This window comes from Actinomadura sp. NPDC048394 (assembly GCF_040651755.1).
GTDB classification, from domain to species: Bacteria; Actinomycetota; Actinomycetes; order Streptosporangiales; family Streptosporangiaceae; genus Spirillospora; species Spirillospora montaniterrae.
Map to the genome: position 1 here is coordinate 1 of NZ_JBEZJL010000020.1, position 16373 is coordinate 16373.

Annotated in this window: 19 protein-coding genes; 14 read left to right on the forward strand and 5 right to left on the reverse strand. The window is 71.9% G+C overall.

Annotation, left to right across the window (positions count from 1 at the left end):
* The first annotated feature begins 117 nt into the window (after nucleotides 1-117).
* The 5 genes from AB0C78_RS16230 to AB0C78_RS16250 all read left to right on the forward strand — a co-directional run bounded on the left by AB0C78_RS16230 (nucleotide 118) and on the right by AB0C78_RS16250 (nucleotide 4329).
* On the forward strand, nucleotides 118-1095 hold the full coding sequence (locus tag AB0C78_RS16230; protein WP_360747823.1) for a hypothetical protein: 978 nt from the start codon (nucleotides 118-120) through the stop codon (nucleotides 1093-1095).
* Entirely contained in the window at nucleotides 1092-1547 is a 456-nt protein-coding gene (locus tag AB0C78_RS16235) for a hypothetical protein (RefSeq protein ID WP_360747826.1), read from the forward strand. Before AB0C78_RS16230 ends, AB0C78_RS16235 begins: the two co-directional genes overlap by 4 nt.
* 129 nt (nucleotides 1548-1676) lie before the next feature.
* A complete protein-coding gene (locus AB0C78_RS16240; RefSeq protein ID WP_360747829.1) occupies nucleotides 1677-2114 on the forward strand; it encodes a hypothetical protein in 438 nt (145 codons plus the stop codon).
* A 124-nt stretch (nucleotides 2115-2238) separates the two neighbouring features.
* Nucleotides 2239-3924, forward strand: a complete 1686-nt coding sequence (locus AB0C78_RS16245; RefSeq protein WP_360747832.1) for a PadR family transcriptional regulator — start codon at nucleotides 2239-2241, stop codon at nucleotides 3922-3924.
* 30 nt (nucleotides 3925-3954) lie between these two features.
* Complete coding sequence (locus AB0C78_RS16250; protein WP_360747835.1) at nucleotides 3955-4329, forward strand: hypothetical protein; 375 nt, start codon at nucleotides 3955-3957, stop codon at nucleotides 4327-4329.
* Nucleotides 4330-4887: 558 nt separating this feature from the next.
* Here AB0C78_RS16250 and AB0C78_RS16255 read toward each other — a convergent pair.
* Nucleotides 4888-5934: a YaaC family protein gene (locus AB0C78_RS16255; RefSeq protein ID WP_360747837.1), complete on the reverse strand. Its 1047-nt coding sequence runs from the start codon at nucleotides 5932-5934 to the stop codon at nucleotides 4888-4890.
* Nucleotides 5935-6415: 481 nt separating this feature from the next.
* Here AB0C78_RS16255 and AB0C78_RS16260 point away from each other — a divergent pair, with 481 nt between their 5' ends.
* The 6 genes from AB0C78_RS16260 (at nucleotide 6416) to AB0C78_RS16285 (ending at nucleotide 11114) form a co-directional block, all read left to right on the forward strand.
* Nucleotides 6416-8137, forward strand: a complete 1722-nt coding sequence (locus AB0C78_RS16260) for a hypothetical protein (RefSeq protein ID WP_360747840.1) — start codon at nucleotides 6416-6418, stop codon at nucleotides 8135-8137.
* 203 nt (nucleotides 8138-8340) lie between these two features.
* Nucleotides 8341-8994 (forward strand): hypothetical protein, encoded by a 654-nt coding sequence (locus AB0C78_RS16265; RefSeq protein WP_360747843.1) that lies wholly within the window; start codon nucleotides 8341-8343, stop codon nucleotides 8992-8994.
* Between the two features lie 100 nt (nucleotides 8995-9094).
* Nucleotides 9095-9484, forward strand: a complete 390-nt coding sequence (locus AB0C78_RS16270) for a hypothetical protein (protein WP_360747846.1) — start codon at nucleotides 9095-9097, stop codon at nucleotides 9482-9484.
* A gap of 88 nt (nucleotides 9485-9572) precedes the next feature.
* The gene (locus AB0C78_RS16275; protein WP_360747848.1) at nucleotides 9573-10010 is read left to right on the forward strand and encodes a hypothetical protein; all 438 of its coding nucleotides are present in this window, start codon (nucleotides 9573-9575) and stop codon (nucleotides 10008-10010) included.
* A gap of 18 nt (nucleotides 10011-10028) precedes the next feature.
* The gene (locus AB0C78_RS16280) at nucleotides 10029-10499 is read left to right on the forward strand and encodes a hypothetical protein (RefSeq protein WP_360747851.1); all 471 of its coding nucleotides are present in this window, start codon (nucleotides 10029-10031) and stop codon (nucleotides 10497-10499) included.
* A gap of 174 nt (nucleotides 10500-10673) precedes the next feature.
* Nucleotides 10674-11114: a hypothetical protein gene (locus tag AB0C78_RS16285; protein ID WP_360747854.1), complete on the forward strand. Its 441-nt coding sequence runs from the start codon at nucleotides 10674-10676 to the stop codon at nucleotides 11112-11114.
* 167 nt (nucleotides 11115-11281) lie between these two features.
* On the opposite strand, the gene AB0C78_RS16290 is transcribed toward AB0C78_RS16285, so the two are convergent.
* Complete coding sequence (locus AB0C78_RS16290) at nucleotides 11282-11548, reverse strand: hypothetical protein (protein ID WP_360747857.1); 267 nt, start codon at nucleotides 11546-11548, stop codon at nucleotides 11282-11284.
* A 346-nt stretch (nucleotides 11549-11894) separates the two neighbouring features.
* Here AB0C78_RS16290 and AB0C78_RS16295 point away from each other — a divergent pair, with 346 nt between their 5' ends.
* Complete coding sequence (locus tag AB0C78_RS16295) at nucleotides 11895-12167, forward strand: hypothetical protein (RefSeq protein ID WP_360747860.1); 273 nt, start codon at nucleotides 11895-11897, stop codon at nucleotides 12165-12167.
* 211 nt (nucleotides 12168-12378) lie between these two features.
* Nucleotides 12379-12612, forward strand: a complete 234-nt coding sequence (locus AB0C78_RS16300) for a hypothetical protein (protein ID WP_360747863.1) — start codon at nucleotides 12379-12381, stop codon at nucleotides 12610-12612.
* A 172-nt stretch (nucleotides 12613-12784) separates the two neighbouring features.
* Here AB0C78_RS16300 and AB0C78_RS16305 read toward each other — a convergent pair whose 3' ends face one another.
* Together AB0C78_RS16305 and AB0C78_RS16310 are read right to left on the reverse strand one after the other, a co-directional pair.
* Nucleotides 12785-12919 carry a hypothetical protein gene (locus AB0C78_RS16305; RefSeq protein ID WP_360747866.1) on the reverse strand — a complete coding sequence of 45 codons (135 nt, stop codon included), beginning with the start codon at nucleotides 12917-12919 and terminating at the stop codon, nucleotides 12785-12787.
* Nucleotides 12920-13351: 432 nt separating this feature from the next.
* Nucleotides 13352-14632: an IS110 family transposase gene (locus AB0C78_RS16310; protein ID WP_360747869.1), complete on the reverse strand. Its 1281-nt coding sequence runs from the start codon at nucleotides 14630-14632 to the stop codon at nucleotides 13352-13354.
* Between the two features lie 205 nt (nucleotides 14633-14837).
* Here AB0C78_RS16310 and AB0C78_RS16315 point away from each other — a divergent pair, with 205 nt between their 5' ends.
* A complete protein-coding gene (locus AB0C78_RS16315) occupies nucleotides 14838-15203 on the forward strand; it encodes a helix-turn-helix transcriptional regulator (RefSeq protein ID WP_360747872.1) in 366 nt (121 codons plus the stop codon).
* 131 nt (nucleotides 15204-15334) lie between these two features.
* On the opposite strand, the gene AB0C78_RS16320 is transcribed toward AB0C78_RS16315, so the two are convergent.
* Nucleotides 15335-16171 (reverse strand): hypothetical protein, encoded by an 837-nt coding sequence (locus AB0C78_RS16320; protein WP_360747875.1) that lies wholly within the window; start codon nucleotides 16169-16171, stop codon nucleotides 15335-15337.
* Between the last annotated feature and the right edge of the window lie 202 nt (nucleotides 16172-16373).

A 16373-nucleotide genomic window follows, 5' to 3' on the forward strand; every position in this document is an offset into this window, starting at 1 on the left:
GACCCCGCGGCCCCCCGCCCCCCGCCGCCGCCGGCCCCCCCCTCCCCCCCCCCCCCGCGGGGGGGCGCGGGGGGGGGGCGCGGCCCACCACACCGCACGACCGAGGGAGACCACCGCATGCACCAGCAACTGGCGTTTCCGCCTCCGACCAGCCCGGCCGGGCCCGAACTCCCCGTGCACGGGGAGTTCGCCGAACTCTCCCCCGAGTCCGAGCTGTGCCAGCGCTGGCGCTACCGGCGCCACAGCTGGACGCCGCGCTCGGCCGGCGGGTTCACCGCCGAGAACTACCAGGTACTCGCGATCGAGGAACGCGTCGCCAAGCCCTACATCCTGGCCCACCACTACTCGGGAACCTACCCCGCAGCGGCCCGCCGCTTCGGCCTGTTCCTGGACACCGGCGAGGGTCTGGACCTGGTCGGCGTCGCCGTCTTCGGCATCCCGCCCAGCGCCGCCGTGCTCACCAACGTCTTCCCCGACCTGGAGCCGTACGTGCAGAGCTTGGAGTTGTCGCGCTTCGTCCTGGAGGGCGACGCCGCCGACCCGCCGCTGAGCGGCTCCGGCGGGCGGCACACCCCGCCGCCCCGCCCCGGCCGCGCTCCCGGCAACGCCGAGTCCTGGTTCCTGGCCCGGTGCCTGGAGCACCTGGCCGCCGCCGACGTGCGCGGCGTCGTCATGTTCGCCGACCCGGTGCCCAGGCAGGTCGGACCGCGCATCGTCCACCCCGGGCACATCGGGACGATCTACCAGGCGTCCAACGCGGTGTTCACCGGACGGGGGACACCGCGCACCCTCACGCTGCTGCCCGACGGGAGCATCCTGTCCGATCGCGCCATGCAGAAGGTGCGCAAGGGCGAAGGCGAGTACGTCGAGCGGCGCCTGGTGGGGCTGGGCGCCCGGCCGCCGCGCGCCGGGGCCCGCCCCGCCGATTGGCTGACCGATGCCCTCAACGACCTCGGCGCCGTCCGGATGCGGCACCGCGGCTGCCTGCGCTACGCCATCGCCACCTCCCGCCGCAACCGCCGCCGGGTCACGATCGCCGGGACGGCCCAGCCCTACCCCAAACGGCTCGCCCCGGCCGGGGGGCCCCGATCGTGATCGTCCGGCTGGACACCGCCTGGGACCTCGACCCGCAGGGATGGGCCGAGGCCCTGGGCGCGGACGAACGCGTGTGCGCCCGCGAGCTGATGCACTACCTCAGCGCGTCGATCGGCGACTTGGAGCTCTACACCGACAACCAGGCCATCGTCGCCCGCGACGGAACGACCGCCCAGGCGCTGCCCGACCAACTGGACGGCCGGGTCCGGTTCGAGCTGGGCTGGCTCATCGAGACGACCGCCGAGGACTGGCGGCGCATCCGCCAGGAGCGCCGGTCCATCGCCGAGGTGCCGACCCTGGACCGCGCACACCTGGACCTGGCCACCTACACCGCTCGCGAGCTGTACGGGCTCCCGCAGATCTGCGAGACCGACGCGGTGATGCGGGTCCTGAAGCCCTATACCGCCACCTACACCCCCCAGATCCGGATGCGGCCGTTCCCCAGAGCGTGAGTCCGGCCGGAGAACCGGGGTCTCGACAGCAGCAGGCGAAAATGATTTGTGTATTATTCTTTACGTCTGGCCGGGTGTGGCGCCCGGCCAGCCGCCACCCACCGCACGACCAGAAGAAGGAGAGCACTCGTGGACACCAGCATTCCGCCCCGTCCGGGCGGAGCAGTCCGGCCGATCGCCTTCCGCCTCCAGGGCGCTTGGCTGTGCGCCGGCCGCTGCATGACCTACGCGGCCTTCCAGCGGACCAGCGTCCTGCTGCGCGACCGCACCGGCGACCTGCGCGTGGCCTACAGCCCCGCCGACCTGGACGCCGGGGACGACGTCGTCCGCTGCGACAACTGCGAGGACCCCATCCAGCCCCAGGAGGCCGCCCACAGCACCGACACCGACGAGGCCCTGGAGCAGGTGCTGTTCGCGCTCAACGCCACCATCACCGAGCCGGACACCTGCTGGTACATCGTGTTCGACACGCCGACGCCCACCGAACAGACCAGCGGCGTCCGCGAACGCATCGCCCTGGTCCGGCTCACCGACGCCACGGCCGAGGCCAACGGGCTGCTCGCCTGACCCGGCGGGGCGGCCGGAACCGACCTGCCACCCCGCCGCTCCACGCCGCCCGCGCCCCGCGCGGGCGGCGGCCCGCACGGCGACAGCCCCGCGGCTGCCGCCTCGTTCGAGACCTGGGAGAGCAATGCCGACCCTTGCCGAGATCGACCGACTCCGGGCCTGCCCAGCGCCCACCTACCCCCAATACCAGGAGCTTCGCGAGGCCGCCCAGGCCGGCGGCCCGCTCATCGACCCGAGGGAACTCCCGCGCATGCAGGCCGCCATCGCGCGGCGCGGCCACGACTGGTGCACCGCCGTCCTCGGCTTCTGGATGCCGCCGACCGGGCTTCGCGGCATCACCACCCAGGAGGCGCGCATGCTGGTCCTGGCCGACGAACGCGGCCTGGACCCGCCCGAGCCCGCGCCCGTGGCGGCCGCCCGAACCCGCGACCAGGCCGACGCCGACGCCCGCCGCGCCGCCGCCGACCAGGCGCACCACCGCGACCGTCAGCGGTGGCGCAGCACGCTGGCCGCATGCGCCGCGCCCGTGGAGGTGCGGCCGAACCCGCGCGGCCGCAGAGCTGGAGGACGCGACGCGCTCCGGCACGTCGTTCCCCTCCGGGACGCCGAGTCAGGCCCGCCCACCCGGCGGCGCCGCCACCTGGCCGGGCGAGCGCTGTGCGAGACGCCCCACCGCGCCAAGCCGATGCGGCTGGCCGCGCCCACCGACCAGCCCGCGACCTGCCAGCGGTGCCTGCGCTTCGCCCCGCTGATCGAACCGGCCGCCGCACGCGCGGACGCCGCCGCACCCCCGCCCAGTCGCCAACGCTCTAGGCTCATCAACGACCAGGCAGGAAGGACCGGACACGTGATCCGCGCAGGCCGCAAGGCCCTCACCGTCGACGATGTCGCCAGCGCCCATGGCTTTGTCTCCCTGCGCGCGGCCAAACGCGCCGGGCTGTTCGACAACCCCACGCTGCCCAAGCCGATCAACCAGCGGGGCGGCGAGAAACGCGGCAACAAGCTGCTGTACGACGCCGCGCAGATCCACGCGCACGCCGCCGGCGATCCGATTCCGGACCTGCCCGCCGACGACCACCCCGACGACCTGCTGGACCTGCGGGAAGCCGCCGCGTTCTGGGGCATCTCGCACATCACTTTCCAGTCCTACCTGAACAACAAGCCGCACCTGATCCCCGAGCCGGTCCAGGTCGGCGGAGTGCTGCACTGGCGCCGCGGTGACCTGGCGGCCTTCGTCCGGCCCGGCCGGGGGAGTGGGGGCGGGCGGGCTGCCGGAGCCACCGACAGCGCACCGCGCCGCCGCCGCGGCGAAGTCCAGCTCCACATCCTGGACGTCCTGGCCGAAGGGCCGCGCAACGGCTACCAGATCGCCGAGGCGATCGCCGAGCGCACCGGCGGGCCCAAGCCGACCAACCTGCACCTCGCACTCCGCAAGCTGCAGGACATCGGGCTCGTGGACAGCGAGAAGGTCGGCCGCGCCCGCATCTACGAACTCACCGAGGCCGGGCGCAGCAAGCCCGCATGGGAGTCCCTGCCGGGCGAGGCCCGCCGCGCACGGGTCGAGGCATTGCTGGAGACGGCACTTTCAGAAGACAGGGAGATCACGGCGCAGGAGGTCGCCGATGACCTCGGCGTGCACCCCGACCACGCGCGCCGCCTCATCGAGGAGATCCGGATGGACAGGGTTGTCGAGATGGTCGCCGCCGCCGCCCGCGACAGACGCAGGAAGGTTACGGCTACGAAAGTCGCTGCCGAGGTCGGCGTGGATCTGGACCACGCGCGTCGGCTCATCGAGGCGGCCCAGCCCTAACGTCACCAACCTCCAGGGAAGGGGGCAGAGATGCCAAAGCCGATCCCCTTCGCCGTCCCGGACGATGCGCAGCTGGCCTACATCGAGAGGATCACCCCCGACGGTGAGAAGCTGCCGTGCCGTCTGCGCGGCTGGGTTGTCGACCCGGCCGAGTACGGTGACCCGACGCAGTTGTTCTGCGCAGGTGACGGCCCCGCCGGCACGGCCACCTGCGACAATCGGCCCGGCTTGGTCGAGGTGATCCGGCTGCGCGTCTTCCACGATGTGTTCTGTGAGGTCATCTGGTGTAAGAGGCACGGCATGATCGGCATGGAAGTGCTCGATTTCATCGACCACGACGCGGCCGGGAAGCCAGCTCCCGGCATCGCCAGACCTCCCACCGGGCACTCCCGCCAAGAGCCCTGACCCGGCGGAGCACCGCGCATATCCAGTCCTCGCCGGGGCGCGCCCGCTGCGGCGACGCGTCGCGACGTCGGCTTGGGCGACGTCGCCCAGCTCGGCGGCGCGCGCCGCTGCCGCCCACGTCCGGCGACGCGCCACCCGGCGGCGCCGTCCCTTCAGCCGGACGCTGGCACACCACCCGTCATCGCCGTCGCGACATCGGCGGCGGTACCGAAGCGCGGTTCTGGCCGCGTGCGCGGCGTCGCCGACGCGTGTCGGCGACACTGGCCAGGTCGCGGCGGGTTGGCGCAAGGGGTGGGGGCGGCTGACGCAAGGCCGCGAGCGCGAACCGCGCGGCGGCACCACGATGTCGCCGCCGGTCCCTTGCCGTCTCGAACGGTGCGGTGCGGCGTCCGGATGGTCGTCCCGGCCCTGCTGCGCCCGCAGCAGGGCCGGACATGGACGTGCGGGGGCGACATCGTGCGACATCTGCCGGGCGACATCAGCAGGGCGACATCACAGCGACCTCGCGCGAGGTTGGCGAGCAGCGGCAGGATGCTGCCTGCCGCAGGACGCCGGCGGCTAGCCTCCGACCTCCTGAATTGTCTCGGCGACCACGCGCGGAACAACCTCCCGCGCCTGCCCCAAGATCCGTTCCAACGTCACCGCATGGCGGCTGGAGTCCACCGCGATATAGGCGCCCCATCGAGCGGGCTCGTATCTGGCCAGCATCGACAGCACGAACAGCACCGCCCACCACGCCATCAGCGGATGCATCGTCCTGTCCTCGCCGGCGACCGTCGGGAACAGGTAGCGGCCCCCGCAGTAGGCGCGGGTGAACGACTCCAGATAGGCGACCTTGCCCGCATCTCCGCCCGGCCAGTCCGGCGGCGGCTCCCAGTTCATCGTGACCTCGCCCCCACCGCCCACGTGCCGCACGAACTCCGGCGGGCCCTCCGCCGAGGTCAGCACGTATGGCACAGCGGCGCGCTTCCCGAGCACGAACGCCGACAGGTACTCCGCGAGCGCGGCGTGCCCGTCCTGCGCGTCCAGCACCCAATCCGGCAACGGCCACAGCGGCGTAGGCACGAGCGGATTCCCCTCCAGCCCGCTGTACATTTGCGTCTCGATCTGCAGCGGTGTCCGCCGGGCCACCAGGTCATCGCTCAACGCCAGGTCGCGGCACTCGGGGATGCAGTCCCACAGCGGTGCGAGCGGCACGGGCCCGCGCTCGTCCTTCGGCCACAACGGAGACCCCAGCAGCTCCGACAACCGGGCGAAGCTCCCCTTGCGCCCCGGCGCGTCGGTCACCGTCGTGATCTGGGCCAGGTCCGCGGACTTCAGCACCCCGGGCGTCACGTTGATCCCGTGCCCGTCCAGCAGCCAGTCCGGGCCCTTCAAACCCTTCGCGGCCGCCGCGATCGCCCGCCCCGCCTGACTCAGCGCATAGAACAGCAGTAGCGGACTCGACGCCGGACCCACGCGCCCGGCCGCGCGCATCAGCTGCTCGGCCTGCTCCAGCGCCGCCACATATGTCCGGCGCCGGGCCTTGTCGGCCGCTGCGGCCGCCGGCGGGTCCCACCGCGTCGCCCGCAGCCCTTGCCAGATCAGGTCGAAATCCTCAGCCACGTGCCGACCCTAACCACCCAGACCGGCATCCTGGCGTCCTTCGGTCCCAGCCCCCCGGGGCAGGGAGATCTCCGCAGGACACGCCGTGCGGTGTCGGCCCTGTGATCGGCCCAGATCGCAGGTGGCCGCATTGGATCTCGGCGGTTGCCGCAGGGGGATCATGAGCGCCGCTGGAGCTGGATGCGCGACTTCGGCCAGGACGTCGGCGAGGGCCTTCAAAAGCGCGGCGAGGGGAGGGAGCGGGGCCGGGCCGACCGCGACCGCCCGGTCGCCGGACCTCGGGCCGCGCCAGACGCAGCACGAGTGAAAGCAGCCCCGGCGTCCTTCAAAGGCGACGAGAACCGGCACTGAGCAGGCGGTTCTACGAGACCGCTCTACCTTGTGGCAGTTTAAACATGTATTATTTTATGTGTCGGGCTGGTTTGGGGGTGGCACTCCAGCGCCCGGCACCCCACCACACACCGCCCGGAAGGAAGACCAGATGTCACAGGCAGTACTGCCCCTCGCCGAATGCACCGAGGACGGCCTCGCCGCTCTCGTCGGCGCCCTCCCGCGCGACACAGCGCCGTCGCCGCGCCTCGCAGGCGGACAGGGCAGCGAGGGGGAGGACGCTCTCGAACGGTTCGCCGAGCACCCGCATGTGGTGGAGTGCCGCCGCGCGGCGGCGGTCCTGGCCGCACACCTTGAAGCCCACCCGCAGGACGAGCAGGCGCAGGACTGGGCGTTCCTGGCGGACGAGCGAATCGACGCGTGCGCGCTGGCGCTCGCCGACGGCGCGCAGCAGGAGGCGGCCGCGCACGCGAAGGACGCGCGGGCGGACCGGGCCGCGATGATCACCGACGAGCTGGTCGACCAGCGGGGGTTCGTCTACGCCCCGGCCGCGTTCGCCGCCCTGGACGCCGACACGCGGGCCCTGCTCACCGAGTACGCCGCCCCCTACCCGGTGCGGTGGCTGTTCCCACGGCCGACCGCCGAGTCCGAGCGCGTCCTGATCAAGTTCCACGGCCCCGGCGGATGGGCCTGGGGCATCCGCGAGGTGCTGCGCGCCTCCGACGTGGACATGGTGGGGGTCGACGTCGAAGCGGCGGCGGTGCAGACCGCGCGCGCGGCCGGGTTCGAGGTCGTCCACGCCTCCGTGCTGGACCTGCGCCCCGACCACCCCGCCCTGGTCTACGTCACGGGTCAGCTCCCCTCCCCGCCGTGCCAGGGATTCTCGGGCGCGGGGCTGGGCCTGGGGCGCAGCTCGGACGCGGTGAGGATCATCACCGACGTGATGCGGACCGTCCCGGCGGCCGTCGGCGTGCACCCTTCCAACCACCTCGACGGCACGTTCGCCGGGCTGCAGCGCTCCGGCCAGTCGTGGGCCGAGGTGCGCGAGGACCTCCAAGCGCTGGCGGACGACCGCCCCGGGCTCATGGTGGAGGTGCTCATCTGGGCCGCCGCCGCGCTGCACCGGTGCGGCGGAGACCTCCGCTGGATCGCCATGGAGCAGAGCGACCGGCTCCCCGCCCCGATCCTGCGCGAGCTGTGCGCGGTGCTGCGCGCCCTGGGCTTCAAGACCATCGAGACCGAGACGTTGGACTCCGTGGTGCACGGCGCGGCCTCGCACCGCAAGCGGCTGTTCGTGACCGCCTACCTGGGGGACGTCGCCCCGATCGTGCCGTCGACCCCCGCGCACCCCATGCCCGTCACCAGCTTCGCGAAGCTGACCGGCTGGGACGAGTCCGACACCGTGATGACGCGCGGGCAGCGAGGCATCAACCCCTTGACCGGTAAGCCCAAGGGCGGCGGCTCGTTCTCCGCATCCCAGGTGTCCACCTGCATCACCGCCACCTCGTACGGATGGAAGAGCGCCCAGACCGGCGCGCGCATGACCCAACCGGACATCGGCCGGGCGGTCGGTTTCCCGGCCCACTACCCCTGGACGCACGTCGGCCGGGGGGAGGGCGTGCGGAACAAGGCACAGCTGGCAGCGGACGTCGTGGCGCCGATGACGGCCGCGGCGGTGGTGGGGCGCGCGCTCGGCCGAGAGTGGGAGCCGCAGACCCGGGCCTACGTGCACGAGCTGTACGACCAGCCCGCCGAGCCCGCCACCCCGGACGCCACCCCGGACGCCACCCCGGACGCCGCCCCGGACGCCGCCGAGGCTGCGGCGGCGGCCTCCGACGGCACCTCCTTCGCTCAGTGCGAATTGTTCATGTAATGTTTTATTCATCGGGCCCGGTCGCTGTGACCGGGCCCGACCTCACCGCGAAACGCCCGCCGACTTCGGCATCACCCGGCGTGGACCGCCCGACGGCCTGACCGACCCGCCGTCCGCCACCGCGCCTGCCACGGGGGAGTGGCACCCCTGCGGCGCGGCGCGCACCACCCCACCACAAGCCCATCGACCGCCAGGAGCGCACCATGGCCCCGCTCTACATGACCCCGCCGTCCACCGGACCGATCCGCGAGTGCATCCGCTCCGGCGGCCTCGGCATGATCGCCACCCCCGCGCAGGGCAACCGGATCGAATCGGGGTACTGGTGGTGCGCCGACAACGGAGTGTTCGGCGGTGCGTACCCCGGCGACGAGGCATACCTGCGCTGGCTGGCATCGCTGCGGCGCCACGCCGACCGCTGCCTGTTCGTGGTGGCGCCCGACGTCGTCGGCGACCACGCCGGGTCCTGGAGCCGATCCCGCGACCTGCTCCCGGTGATCCGCTCCCTCGGCTTCCCCGCCGCGTTCGTCGCCCAGGACGGCGCGGAGCGCGAGCACTCCGCCTGGATCTGGGAGGAGTTCGACTGCCTCTTCCTCGGAGGGTCGACGGAATGGAAGTTGGGCCGCGAGGCCGCCCAGATCGCCCGCGCCGCCAGTGACATGGGCAAGTGGGTGCACATGGGTCGCGTCAACAGCGCCCGGCGCTACCGCTACGCCGCAACCGAGTGCTGGTGCGACTCGGTCGACGGGACGTACCTGACCTACGGCCCCGACCGGAACCTGCCCACGGTCCTCGACTGGGCCGAGCAGGTCGACACCATGCAGGAGTGCCTCTTCGGCACGGTCGCCCTAGCGTGTTGACGTTTTATAATGTATTGTTTTTTGTATAGTCAGTAGGTCGGGGGCCGGGAGTGGCACCCGGACCCGACCACCCACCACACGACCGACAAGGGAGCATCAGATGGACGAGCTCACCCCGATGACCCAGCAGCTCGACCGGGCGGGCATCGCCTTCCGCATCGAGAACACCGGCGGGAACGTCATGGTCCTGTTCGTCACGCTGGCCAGCGGAGTCATCGTCGGGATCTCGCGGGACGGCTTCTGGATCGTCTGCGAATACGCCAGCCGCACCGACACCGGCAGCGGCTACGACCGTCCCTACGACGAGTACGCGCGGCCCGCCGACGTGCTCACGCACCTCAAGAACGCCGAGAACCCGCGCCAGCTCTTCGACTCGCCGGGCTGCGGCTACCTCGAAGGAGAGGCGGTGCACGACAACGCGACGGTGGCCGTCAGCGAGTGCGGGACCTGCGCCACCAACCGCGCCGACCGTGTGAGCCCGGCGCCGTGAGCGCCCGCTGACCCGACCGGTTCGGGCCGTGGTCCGGGGGTGGCGCCCCGGACCACGGCCAGCCAGCACCCACCACACCAGGAGCAGCGTGAACAATCGCACCCCACCCGCCCGGCCCTGCCGGTGCCCGGCGGACGCACAGGCCACCTCCGGCGACCTGGTCGTCACCGGCCACACCCCGACCTGCCCGAACCGAGGGCCCCGCCGCTACCTGTTCACGGTCGCGGGGGAGGAGCACATCGGCACTCTGGCCGACTACGCCCGGCACTGGGAGCAAGCCCTCCTCGGCGACCTGACCAGCCTGTCCGACCACCTGATCGCCGGAGACGCGGTCTACCGCGTCGAGGTCAAGGACGGCGGCGTTGACCACGAGGGATGGAGGCACATCGCCCTGACCGTCGAGCACGAGACCGTCCTGCTCGCCATCGCCGCGTCCGACGACCTCGCGGACGCCCCCACCGACGCCTTCTGCTGGGTCTGCGGCGACGAGGGACACCTGCCCCGGCCCAGCTGCCTGGACACCTGATCAGGAAGGACACGCACGATGGGCTACGACCACTGGATCAGCGAGGCGATCAGCATCGACCCGCCGATACCGGCCTCCCAGATCCCCTCCATTCACCCGCTCCACCCCAACCACCACCCCGTGTGCAGCAGCCGGTACACCGGCGAGCGGGTCCAGCCGGACGTGTACGGCCACGCCGAGTGCGTGTGCGCTCCCGACCTGATGTTCGAGATCGCCGACGGGCAGGCTGTGGCCATCGTCCCCGGCTCCCCGGTCGGCCACAAGCTCGGCGCACCTGTGCGCCAGGTGGAGGACGTCGTCGCCGAGTACGGCACCGGCCGGCGCTTCGGCGGCTGCCTGCTCTTCGAGGGCGAATGCGGCGAAGAGTGGAGCATCGAGGTGATCGACGGCCGCGTCGTCGTCAACGACGAAGAAGGCGAGGGAGACGAGGACGAGGCGGACGACGACCCCGTTGCCGAGCATGGGCAGATGCTGATCGAAGACGACTAGAACACCGCCGACCAAGGAAGGCCCCCGGAAGGCGCTCGTCTGCGCCGCCATCGTCCGGGGGCCTCCCCATGACTTGGCGCAATTTATCATGTATTGTTTTTAACGTTGGCTTGGGGGTGGCACTCCGAGTCGGCGCCCATCACACGAGTCCGATTCCAGAAGGGACCATCCGGCGTGATCCTCGACTTCACCACCGACGACCCCGGCTCCCCCCGCTACGGCGAGTCCAGCGAGCTGCCCGCGTTCCTGTCCGGCAACCGGTGCGTCGCCCAGAGCGCTGGCGAGCTGTCCTGCGAGCGCACCGCCGAACGAGCCCTGTGGATGCCCAACCGGGACAACCCCGGCCCGTTCCCGGTCTGCCTGGCGCACGCCGACCGGCAGGAAGACCGCCGCCCCGCCCCGGCCGCGTACATCGCCCTGGTCTGCCCCAACTGCGGGGCGGCTGACGAGATAGCGCAGGAGGCCGAGGCTGTGCGCATCACCGACCTGTACGTGGAGAACGGCGTGCTGTTCGGGAGCCAGAACGACGACTGGACGTTCACGCCGCGCCGCACCTGGTGCAAGGAGTGCGGCCATGACGTCACACTGCCCGGACCGGTGGAGAACTGCAGCTAGACGAACCGGCCACCAGCAGCGAAGGGGCCCGCGGCGACGCCTCGATGCGTCGCCGCGGGCCCCGTCCGCGCTCGCGGGGGGCGGCGAGATGGCCCGCAGCTGGCCCGAACAGACCAGGCGGGGCCGAGGCGATGACGCCGCCGCAGCGGTAGCCCGCCGGTGTCGCCTCATGCAGGCGGCGCGGCCGAGAACGAGGCAATCAGTTCCTCGGGCTTGCGGGCCTCCGGCGTCTCCACCAGGTCGAAGGACCGGTAGACCCCGCTGACCATCAGGACGGCCTCGGCGACGCGACGCGCGTGCGCCCGGCCGAGCGAACGCATGGCGTCCCGCACGTCCACCGGCTCCCCGGTCGCCAGGCCGGCGGCCAGCCGCAGCAACCGCGCCGTGGACGAGGCGAGCGGCGGCGAGAACTCCAGCGCGGCAGCGACCGCCACCCCTCCCGGGTGACAAAGGCGTGCTCGCCGTTCTCGCCGTCCTCGATGAAGGAAGCCATCTCTGCGCGGGCGTGCACGTCGGTGAACACCAGCAGATGGACGGCGGCGGCATCCGGCCCCTCCTTCCCGCTCCCCGCCGTGAGGAGCTCGGCGAGGTGCTGTGCGGAGCGCTGTGCGGCCATGGTGACTTCCTCCGGGCTCTGCTGGCTGACGGTGCGCAGTCCACGATCGCACCTCACACGTCCGCGCCACTGCGGCATCAGTATTTCATGTATAGTTTTATATGTGGGGCTGGGTGTGGTGCCCGGCCCCGCGCCCACCACACCCCACCAGAACGGAGCCGGTGATGGACAGCCAGAACGCGCCTGCGGCCGCCGAGGACGGCAAACGGACCATGAGCGTGACCATGAGGGTCACCCTCGACCTGGAGGTTGACGAGGCCATCGACCTCGACGGGCTGGAGCAGGACGAACTGCAGGACTCCCTCGAAGACGAGGCGCGGATGCACCTCGAAGGGCTGGGCTTCGAGGTCGGATACGACCGGGACAACGACGCCAACGCCTACGCCTACGTCGAGACCAACAACGTCAGCATCACCGACATCGTCGTCTCCTACTGACGGCTTCCATGTCCCGCCCGGTCCGGCCCCGCCATCTCTGGCGGGGCCGGACCGCTTTCCCGTTGCGGTGGCCCTTCCGTGATCCCCATGCGCGAGCACGGCGCACATGTTCGCCTGCTCGCCCTCTGCGTCTAAAACATGTATTATTCTAAATGTCGCCGGAGGTGGCGCTCCGGGTCAACCCACCACACAGCCGCATGGAGGAGAGAAGATGACCAGTCCGAAGAGGGACACGAACGTGCGTTTCCTGCGCCGCGTGATCGCCGAATACACCATCCTGGCCGTCGGCATGGCGGTCGCGTTCTACATCCTTGGTGACACCGGTCAGCACGACCAGGCGAGCAGCCTCGTGCTGCTCGGCATCGTCCTGGTGGACGTCGCGCTGGTGTGCCGCCGCCTGCCCCGCCTCGTGCGGATCGGCCAGCAGGCGTTCCGACGCCGCTGACGTAACGGGAAGGGAGGGGGAGCCGCGCAGCGCGGCGCCCCCTCCTTTCCTCGTGTGCGAGCATGTCGCGCCGCCTGCGCCACGGGGGTCGGCTCTGCTGCTCGCTGTCGTCTACAGCGTGACCCGGCGCAGCGGTCCTCCCGGAAGCTCGGCACCGCCGGCGGAGGGTCTACTACGAGGCGGCCGGGCCCGGCGCCGGAGCGGTGAGGCGGTCGACGATCAGGGCGACCAGTGGCGACCCCGACCAGTCGGAGGACGGGTTGCCGGGCGTAGGCCACTGGGGCGGCTGCCAGGACCGCTCAGCCACGCGGTACATCGTGCCGCCCAGCCAGACGACATCGCCGACGGCGGGCGGGCAGCACCAAGGCCAGTTGACGTCAGCGCTGAACTCGGCGCCGGGGCCTGCCGTGCCATCGGTGTAGAACGTCAGCCCCTCGTAGTCGAAGCCACCCTCCGGGCCAGGGCTGCGCAGGGTGAACCGGAGGCGCTGTGCTGGCCTAGGTGCAGCCTCGCGTAGATGATCGAGATGGCCCTCGGGGCGGCTGGTGGCTGGCGGTGTCACGGCTCTCGATCCTAGAGCCGACGTCGACTCCTGCCGGGCGGGCTTGCCCGTGTTCGGCCAACGTGCTGCCATTCGCGCAGTAGAGCGTGAACAGCGTGGTATGGAGGGCGGCCGGGCGTCGTTCCCGCGTGAGGGCTCGGGGCCCGGGATGGTCCTGGACGTCCCGGCCGCCCGGTCTCAGGGCGCGGCGATCGCGGGCTCGGGAATTGCTGGGAGAGCACTAGCCGCGGGGAAGGCGACCTCCTCCCGATACAGCTCCCCCTCGGTGAGGCAGTGGTGCAGGCAGGTCAGCAGCCGCCCGTACAGGTTGCGGAGTGCGGCGGCGTACCGGTCGCCGGCCTCGCGGCGCCGGTCGTAATGGGCGCGGGCGCCGGGGGAGCGGGTCAGGGTGGCGAAGGCCCACTGGTGCCCGGTCACTTTGAGGCGGCGGTTGCAGGCGGTGCGCATGGTGACGCTCGAAGTGCCGCCGCTGGCCCAGGTCAGTGGTGCGGCACCGGCGTATGCGCGTAGACCCCGCGCGGTGCCGAACCGGTCAGGGGCGTCGCCGATCTCGGCGAGCAGCCGCGCGCCGATGATCGGTCCGACGCCGGGCATGCTGGCGTAGATCGGCGCGTGCGGGTGGCTGGCGAACATCTCGGTGATCCGGGCGGTCAGATCGTCCGCGACTCGGCACACCTGGTCGAGCTGGGCGAGGATGGCCAGCATCCGCTCGCCCATCGCCTGCTCGACCTCGGCCGGCTGCCGTAGCGCCGGCTCGCGGAACAGCGCGTGGAGCCGGTCGGTGTGCTCGATGACCTGGCGGGTGCGTCCGGCGTCGGTCAGCGTCCGGGAGATCCGCGACCATCGCAGCTGGGCGGCGGCCTGCGGGGTGGGCGCCACCCGCAGCAGCGCGCGCGCTTCGGGCCGCAGGGTCCGGCCGGGCAGCTTCGCCCATGCCTGGATCGCGGCGGGGAAGTACTCCCGCAGCGCGCTGCGCAGCCGGTTGTCGTACAGCCGCTGGTCGCGGCGCGCGTGCCAGTGCGCCAGCACCAACGTCTTCAGCGCCTCCGCGGTCGGCGACGGTTGGGCCATCGGGCGGTGCAGCTCGCCGTCGGTGCGGATGATGTTGGCCAGCAGCAGCGCGTCTCCGGAGTCGGATTTGCGGCGCCGGGTCGGGGTGAGGCGCCCCCGGTAGCGGGCGACCATCGCGGTGTTGAGCGGGATCATCGGCTGCCCGGCCCGGCGCAGCGCCTCCACCAGCAGCCCGCGGGTGGTCTCGATCGCGACCGGCACCTGCTTGCGGGAGTGCCGGTGGCTGCTGCTCAGCCCGGCCAGCAGCCGCAGCAACTCTCGGACTCCGTCCGGGGTGTCGTCGATGCGAGCGCGGGCGACCGGCGTGCCGGTGGCGTCCACCACGGCGACCTCGTGGCCGTGCTGCTCGCTCCAGTCCACGCCTGCCCACCACCGCGGCTTGGCCATCGAGGGTCTCCGTCTCGTCCGGGGATGGGGTGGGCCGGGCCGCCGTTCTCGCACTGAGGGCTGCTCGCGGGGGACGCCCGGGATCGCAATAGGCGTGCCCGGCCCGGTCGGCGTCGGCCGGAACGCCAACAGGTGGACCATATATGGTCCACAGGTGGGAGGTATACCCGATCCCTCCAAGAGCCGAGAAGATGGGAGGTCAGCGATGATCGATGGATGGGGCGGGGAGGACTTGAGGAACGACGCGATCCCCAGCGCCTTCACGGTCTCGGGGACCTGGCCGGACGGAGCGCTCGCGGCCGACGCGCCCATCGGGGCGCACTACGGCCGCCACGTCGCCCAGATCCTCAAGCGGGAGATGGACCAGCGCGGGCTGAGCCAGCGCGGCCTGGCCGAACTGTCCGGTGTGCACCACAACACCGTCGGCCGGGTCCTGCGCGGTGACGTCTACCCCGACCTGGCAACCCTGGCCCGTCTGGAGACGGCGCTGAATGTCAGCGACCTCTACCCGACCGGACTTCACCAGCGGATCCAGCAGTCCCCGAACAGCGGTCCAGCCCGTCCAGCCTGAGCTTTCCCTTGACCGTCCCTCGGGCCCATGCGGTTGCCGGTCGGCGACTCCGAGAAGCGGGCAGCCGCGTTCGTCGTGACGGTGCCGGCCCAGGGCGGAGGTGCGGCGGCTCGGAGAGGTGCCCGCCGCCGTCAGCCTTCCACCTCGGCGGCGGGCCCTGTCGGGGGCTCTGCGGCGATCGCGGTCGCGGTGGCGGCCTCGCGTCGATCGGCGCGGCTGCGCAGCGGATGGCGGACCCGGGACAGGTCGGCGCGCAGGCCAAGGACCGCCGCCAGCAACTCGTGGGCGCGGGCCTGCTGGTGAGTGCCACGGGACCGGGAGGCAGCCTGGCGGGCGACGTCGACGGCGCGATCCCGGTCGACGGCCCGGCCCGTCAGCACCGCCTGGCGGGAATACAGGGCGGCCAGATCGAACCAGGCCAACGCGGTCCGGGGGGAGCTCTCCGGGAGAGAACCCAGCGCCCGATGCTGCATGCGGACCGCCGCCTCGACCAGATGGCGGTCCTCGGTCTCGCGCGCGGCGTTGCCGAGGACCTCGGCGTGGCCGCACAGCGCTTCTCCCACGGCGTCGTCGACCCGTTGTTCGGCCGCCGGGCGCAGGCTCAGGTTCCGGTCCACCTGCTCCTGTACCGACGACGGCAGGGCCCGATCAGGGGAGATCAGTCTGAGCAGGATGAACAGGTGGAGGCACGCAAAGTGGTCGGCGAGGGCGTTTGAGGCGTGCTGCGCCTGCGCGCGGCCCTGATGCACCAGCGCCACCCGCTCCACCGCGTCCGTGTCGATACGCACGGCTTCGGTGCGCGTCTGATCGGCGAAGGAAGGTTCGCCCCCTGGGGGACGCGGTGAGGCGGGGATTGCCCGGTCCAGTACGGCGGCGGCATCGACCAGGACGGCCGGCTCCAGGATCAGTTCGCTTCCGGGGTCTTGGATCGCGCGCTCGATCAAGTCCCCCTCGGCGGGTTCGGCCATCAGAGGGATCCTCGCAGGTGTGCCCCGCGCGAGTTCTCGGGCAGGAACGCCGTCCGCGTCCTACCAGGGGCGCCGTGGACCGCGGCAGTGTCGCGCGAGTTGGTATCCGGTCGGCGGGTCGGTAGCACCCCGGCCACGACGGGCAGGGCGACGGCCCGGCTGGGGGCCGGTTCTCTTCCGCGATCGACTTCGTCGGACATGA

Excerpts from the sequence above, each read along its gene's own strand:
- AB0C78_RS16315 (WP_360747872.1), top strand. The coding sequence starts at position 14,838 with ATGATCGATGGATGGGGCGGGGAGGACTTGAGGAACGACGCGATCCCC.
- AB0C78_RS16280 (WP_360747851.1), top strand. The coding sequence starts at position 10,029 with ATGGGCTACGACCACTGGATCAGCGAGGCGATCAGCATCGACCCGCCG.
- AB0C78_RS16300 (WP_360747863.1), top strand. The coding sequence starts at position 12,379 with ATGACCAGTCCGAAGAGGGACACGAACGTGCGTTTCCTGCGCCGCGTG.
- AB0C78_RS16230 (WP_360747823.1), top strand. The coding sequence starts at position 118 with ATGCACCAGCAACTGGCGTTTCCGCCTCCGACCAGCCCGGCCGGGCCC.
- AB0C78_RS16265 (WP_360747843.1), top strand. The coding sequence starts at position 8,341 with ATGGCCCCGCTCTACATGACCCCGCCGTCCACCGGACCGATCCGCGAG.
- AB0C78_RS16245 (WP_360747832.1), top strand. The coding sequence starts at position 2,239 with ATGCCGACCCTTGCCGAGATCGACCGACTCCGGGCCTGCCCAGCGCCC.
- AB0C78_RS16250 (WP_360747835.1), top strand. The coding sequence starts at position 3,955 with ATGCCAAAGCCGATCCCCTTCGCCGTCCCGGACGATGCGCAGCTGGCC.
- AB0C78_RS16270 (WP_360747846.1), top strand. The coding sequence starts at position 9,095 with ATGGACGAGCTCACCCCGATGACCCAGCAGCTCGACCGGGCGGGCATC.
- AB0C78_RS16260 (WP_360747840.1), top strand. The coding sequence starts at position 6,416 with ATGTCACAGGCAGTACTGCCCCTCGCCGAATGCACCGAGGACGGCCTC.
- AB0C78_RS16295 (WP_360747860.1), top strand. The coding sequence starts at position 11,895 with ATGGACAGCCAGAACGCGCCTGCGGCCGCCGAGGACGGCAAACGGACC.
- AB0C78_RS16320 (WP_360747875.1), bottom strand. The coding sequence starts at position 16,171 with ATGGCCGAACCCGCCGAGGGGGACTTGATCGAGCGCGCGATCCAAGAC.
- AB0C78_RS16310 (WP_360747869.1), bottom strand. The coding sequence starts at position 14,632 with ATGGCCAAGCCGCGGTGGTGGGCAGGCGTGGACTGGAGCGAGCAGCAC.